We start from the raw sequence: 5147 nt of genomic DNA, 5'->3' as shown, positions 1-5147 counted from the left end.
GTTTATGTTTTCTTATCTTTTGTAAATATTACAGAATTGTTACAAATGTTACGATATGATTATATCAACCGTATTATGCATTGTCAACTGAATTTCTTTGAATTTTCCCTACATTTTATTATGTTTTTCTTAATATTTCTCTCTTTTTCAGTCGTAATTTGTTACAATTTGTTAAATTTCAGATTGTACAAATCAAAACAAAAAATGAACTGCCTAAAAAAGAGTTGACTTTTCCTCATAAAGATGTATAATTTAATTACAGTAATAATTATCATTATTATATAATTCACATTGCATTTATTAAACTAGGAAGGGAGGATGCATCATGGCAAATTTGAAATACAGCCGTCAGCGTGAGGCGATCAAAGAATTTCTCGCCAGCACAAAAGAACATCCCACTGCCGATACTGTCTATATGCATGTGCGCGAAGAATTTCCCCGCATCAGTCTTGGTACGGTATACAGAAATCTCAATCTTCTTGCCGATATGGGCGAGATCAACAAGATCACGACTCCTGACGGGGGCGACCGGTTTGATGGTACGGTAGAACCTCACTATCATGTTATCTGTACGTCTTGCGGCAAAGTAATTGATTTATATATGGAACCTCTGGATTCCATTGACAAACTTGCTGAAAAGTGTTTTGATGGTTCTATAGAGTCTCATACTGCAATGTTTTTCGGAACATGCGGCGATTGTTTGAAAAAGAAAACAAAATAACTATTGACAATGCAGATAAAAAGTTGTAAATTAATATTAGTAACAATTACTAATATTAAAAAAATAAAATAAATCATAAGAAAGGAAGAAAGAACTATGAAAAAATTTGTTTGTACAGTATGTGGTTATGTTTATGAAGGAGAAGCTGCTCCGGCTGAATGTCCAGTCTGTCACGCACCGGCTGAAAAATTCAAAGAGCAGACAGGAGAAAGAGAATGGGCTGCAGAGCATGTTGTAGGTGTTGCTCAGGGCGTTAGCGAAGACATCCTTGCAGACTTAAGAGCAAACTTCGAAGGAGAATGTACAGAAGTTGGTATGTATCTGGCAATGGCTAGAGTTGCTCACAGAGAAGGATATCCGGAAATCGGACTTTACTGGGAAAAAGCTGCCTGGGAAGAAGCAGAGCATGCTTCCAAATTTGCCGAACTGTTAGGAGAGGTTGTGACAGACAGCACAAAGAAAAACCTGGAAATGCGTGTAGATGCTGAAAACGGAGCTACCGCTGGAAAATTTGATCTTGCAAAACGTGCAAAAGCCGCTAACCTTGATGCAATCCATGACACTGTTCATGAGATGGCAAGAGATGAAGCTCGTCACGGAAAAGCATTTGAAGGACTGTTAAAGAGATACTTTGGCTAAAAAACGCTGGGCTGCAGGATAAGTTTTTTTCTGTAGCCCTTTTTATCATTTTTAATCAGTCACTTTACAGAAATCCATTATCACTTACTATAAACAAAAGGAGGATCAATTATGTCTAAATATGCAGGAACAAAAACAGAAAAGAATTTAATGGAAGCTTTCTCAGGAGAATCACAGGCACGCAACAAATATACATATTATGCAAGTGCTGCAAGAAAAGCAGGATTTGTCCAGATGGCGAACATTTTTGAAGAAACTGCAAATCAGGAAAAAGAGCACGCAAAAATGTGGTTTAAAGAATTTCACGGAATCGGTGATGTTGCTGAAAACCTGAAAGATGCCGCTGCAGGCGAAAATTACGAATGGACAGACATGTATAAACGCATGGCTGAAGAAGCAAGAGAAGAAGGATTTGAAGAGCTTGCTGCAAAATTTGAGGGTGTTGCAAAAGTTGAAGCGGCTCATGAAGCCCGCTATCAGAGACTTCTGGATCACTATACAGCAGGAGAAACTTTCAAAGGCGACGCTCCTCTTGGATGGAAATGCGGAAACTGCGGATTCATTTATTATGGAGAAGAAGCTCCGGAAGTTTGCCCGGTATGTGCTCATCCGAAGGCTTACTTTGAAAGAAAAGCTGAAAATTACTAAAGCAAAGCTGTAGAGAAAATATTTTTCTTGTAAACAGCCTTCCGTCAAAACCCCTGCTCCTCTTTTCGAGGGCAGGGGTTTATAGCGCTGTTACAAATATTCTGCCTTTTCTCCTAATGCTTCAGCACTCCTGTTCTCTTTTCCTGCTTCAGCATAAGACCGCTCCTAAGAAGAATAGGACGCACTGCATTGTAGAGGACAGATACGAGGACAGTAGATACTACCGCATTGACAAATGTTGTGGCTGTGCTCCATTTTGCAAGCACTTCTGCCATCTGCTGCGGCTGTCCCAAAATGTACATCTTATAAAAATATCCTACCAGCGGATCTGCAATGACATTAAATCCAAGTCCGGCAACCGCTGCAATTGTACTCCATTTAAAGACATACGCCTTATCGTCACTTTCATTGATCTTTGCTATTCTGTGAGCAACTAATCCCACGATCAGACCAATACACAGTTTAAGGAAAAATGTTTTCGGGGCTCCTGTAATGTAAATCGGATCCATGATATCTGCAATTCCCATTCCGATCGCTCCTGCAAGCCCACCGTACCAGCCTCCCAGAAGAAGCGCTCCCAGTACGCAGAATGCATTTCCAATATGGAGCGATGTGGCGTCACCGCCCGGCATTGGAATTTTTATCTGTAGATATGTGAATGACACATAACACAATGCTGCAAGAATCGCTGTCTGTGCTAGTTTTGTAACCGTCTGATTTTTTTGTTCCATTTCGATGCTTCCTTTCTCTGTCGTTTTCTTTCCTTTTGATGTGTCTATCATATCACCAGAGTGGATGTGTAAAAATAGCCAGTTATTTACTTTTTGACCAGTCCAGTTTTAATATTTCGATTTTCAAAATATTTCTTAAAATTGTTGCATTTTTGGCGTAAGCGTATATAATATATGTATATGGATAATATGGTTTTAAAAACTACTTATTATGTTTTATATTTCTAGGAGGTAAAGATTATGACACAAATGATCAAGTCACACGTAAAAGATCCTGGAAGCGCAATTACACACTTCATTGGAATGCTAATGGCAATTTTTGCTGCTGTTCCCCTGCTGATCAAGGCTGCTCATGAGCCGGGACGCATTTATATTATATCCATAGCAGTATATGCAGTAAGCCTTATTTTGCTATATGCAGCAAGCACCACATATCATACCTTTAATCGTTCCGAAAAGATAAATACTGTTTTGAAAAAAATTGACCATATGATGATTTTTATTCTTATCGCCGGAAGCTATACTCCTATCTGTCTTCTTGTACTGAAAGGAAAGACCGGTATTATTCTTCTGTCCATTGTATGGGGAATTGCTATTCTTGGAATTGTTTTAAAGGCATTTTGGGTATTTTGCCCCAAATGGGTATCTTCCGTTTTGTACATCGGAATGGGTTGGACGTGTGTGCTGGCATTTACACAAATTCTCAATTCCATGTCACCTGCTGCATTCGGTTGGCTGCTGGCCGGAGGAATCATCTATACTATTGGCGGAGTAATATATGCACTGAAGCTTCCTCTTTTTAACAACCGTCATAAAAATTTCGGGAGCCATGAAATTTTTCACGTTTTCGTCATGTTAGGAAGTGCATGTCACTTCGTTGTCATGTATGCATTCGTCCTGTAAGCCGGTTGAATAAATCGTACCGAACGAAAAGCCAGAGGTTACAATTCCTCCGGCTTTTTTTCTTTGTCTTCTTTCTGACATTTCCTTTCAATAAGCTCCAGCTTCTTTTTTCTTCCCATATGTTTGATCTCATATTCCCGACGCATGGCCTCTTCCTTTGTCTCATATATCTCATAATATTCCAGAGTTACAGGCCGTCTGCTTCCGGTATATTTTGCACCCTTCCCCTCATTATGGGCCTGGAGACGTTTCGCCAGGTTGTTGGTCCATCCCGTATACAACGAACCGTCCTTACATTTTAAAATGTATGTATAATTTGTTTTCGACAAGTTTTCCACTTGCTTTTCCCCCATCTTTTGACAGTTTATCCACATCTTTTCCACATTTTGCAGTTCTATTATAACGAAACACACCGTTTTTTTCAAATAGAGACACCGTAAAACGCAATTTTGCCCACCGTAAAAGGCAGTTTGGGACGTAACACTTTTAAAAAGTGTTACGTCCCAAACTTACTCCATAAACGTTACCGGATCGATTGGCTGTCCGTCTTTTCTCATTTCAAAGTATACATTGCAACCCTCAACACTGTAATATTTTGTAGGCTGGCTCACATATCCCAGTACCGTCTTGCCCTCCACATAATCTCCGGTATTAACAGTCACATCTTTCAGCTGGCCGTAAAACAGCTCATATCCGTTCCCTATATCAACGTTTACTGTTGTCCCGGTCTCGGCATTTTCATCAATGGATTTTACTACTCCCGCCGTACTGCTGATGACCTGGTCTCCTTCAGCACCGGAAATGATCAGTGCCGGATTGTATTTGTACTGATCCAGTGTAGAAAAGTATACTGTCTCGTCCATACTGTAATTCATCAGTACATTTCCGTCTACCGGCCACAAAAGCTTACTGCTTTCTGTAAAATTTACAGATGAGCTGTTTCCGGCTGTCTGCGCAGATATCCCTGCAGAAGATGAGCCGTTTTCTCCGGCTGTCCCATCTGTATTTTCTGAAATTTGGGCGTCTTCCTGTTCCTCTGACTCTTCTGCAGCGCTGCTGCCGGCAGCAGTGGGATCTTCTTCTGTATTGATCACAAGATTACTGCCTGCCTCTTCTTTTGTTCCATCCTCCGGCTCTTCCTCCCGCATATCTTTTTCCTTTGTCTCGTCCTCTGACAATGCCAGCTCCTGCCGCTTTGCTTCCTGATAATCCCGAAGCGTATATGTTCCAACCATGATAATTGCGGCTACAAAGCAGACAGCGATTCCAATACCGGCACCCTTCCTCTTTTTTGAAGGTTTTTGTCTTTTATTCATATTCATCACCTCTGGCTATATTTTTGCCAGAAGCTGATATCATTATTCTGTATTACCAGAATTTCTAATAATTTCCGCAACCTCCCTTATTTCTGTTCCTTCAAAAAAATACTGCAGGATTTCTTCTGTTGTTTTTTCCTCTTTCGCCATCTCATTTGCCGTATACTGGCTAAGTCCAAGACCATGGCC

General features: G+C 40.4%; 7 protein-coding genes and 1 pseudogene. 4 read left to right on the top strand and 4 right to left on the bottom strand.

The window, feature by feature from the left end:
* The first annotated feature begins 325 nt into the window (after positions 1–325).
* From WJ238_RS10740 to rbr, 3 genes are all read left to right on the top strand, one after another.
* Positions 326–721, top strand: coding sequence for a Fur family transcriptional regulator (locus WJ238_RS10740; protein ID WP_337606924.1), 396 nt, complete (start codon positions 326–328; stop codon positions 719–721).
* 96 nt (positions 722–817) lie between these two features.
* Positions 818–1360: an NADH peroxidase gene (locus WJ238_RS10735; RefSeq protein WP_230107416.1), complete on the top strand. Its 543-nt coding sequence runs from the start codon at positions 818–820 to the stop codon at positions 1358–1360.
* A 111-nt stretch (positions 1361–1471) separates the two neighbouring features.
* A complete protein-coding gene (gene rbr, locus WJ238_RS10730) occupies positions 1472–2008 on the top strand; it encodes a rubrerythrin (protein ID WP_230107417.1) in 537 nt (178 codons plus the stop codon).
* A gap of 113 nt (positions 2009–2121) precedes the next feature.
* Here the strand turns inward: rbr and WJ238_RS10725 are convergent, their stop codons facing one another.
* Positions 2122–2739, bottom strand: a complete 618-nt coding sequence (locus tag WJ238_RS10725) for an ECF transporter S component (protein ID WP_230107418.1) — start codon at positions 2737–2739, stop codon at positions 2122–2124.
* A gap of 249 nt (positions 2740–2988) precedes the next feature.
* Here WJ238_RS10725 and trhA point away from each other — a divergent pair, with 249 nt between their 5' ends.
* Positions 2989–3642 carry a PAQR family membrane homeostasis protein TrhA gene (gene trhA, locus WJ238_RS10720; protein WP_416387397.1) on the top strand — a complete coding sequence of 218 codons (654 nt, stop codon included), beginning with the start codon at positions 2989–2991 and terminating at the stop codon, positions 3640–3642.
* 38 nt (positions 3643–3680) lie between these two features.
* Here trhA and WJ238_RS10715 read toward each other — a convergent pair whose 3' ends face one another.
* The 3 genes and pseudogenes from WJ238_RS10715 to WJ238_RS10705 all read right to left on the bottom strand — a co-directional run.
* On the bottom strand, positions 3681–3995 hold the full coding sequence (locus tag WJ238_RS10715; protein ID WP_256195578.1) for a GIY-YIG nuclease family protein: 315 nt from the start codon (positions 3993–3995) through the stop codon (positions 3681–3683).
* Positions 3996–4151: 156 nt separating this feature from the next.
* Entirely contained in the window at positions 4152–4958 is an 807-nt protein-coding gene (locus tag WJ238_RS10710; RefSeq protein WP_337606923.1) for a peptidoglycan DD-metalloendopeptidase family protein, read from the bottom strand.
* Positions 4959–5000: 42 nt separating this feature from the next.
* Positions 5001–5147, bottom strand: a pseudogene (locus WJ238_RS10705) (SpoIID/LytB domain-containing protein); the annotation flags it as partial.

It is taken from the genome of Claveliimonas sp. (genome assembly GCF_037273965.1).
Classification (GTDB): domain Bacteria; phylum Bacillota; class Clostridia; order Lachnospirales; family Lachnospiraceae; genus Claveliimonas; species Claveliimonas bilis.
This window is presented reverse-complemented; position numbering and strand designations above follow the sequence as displayed.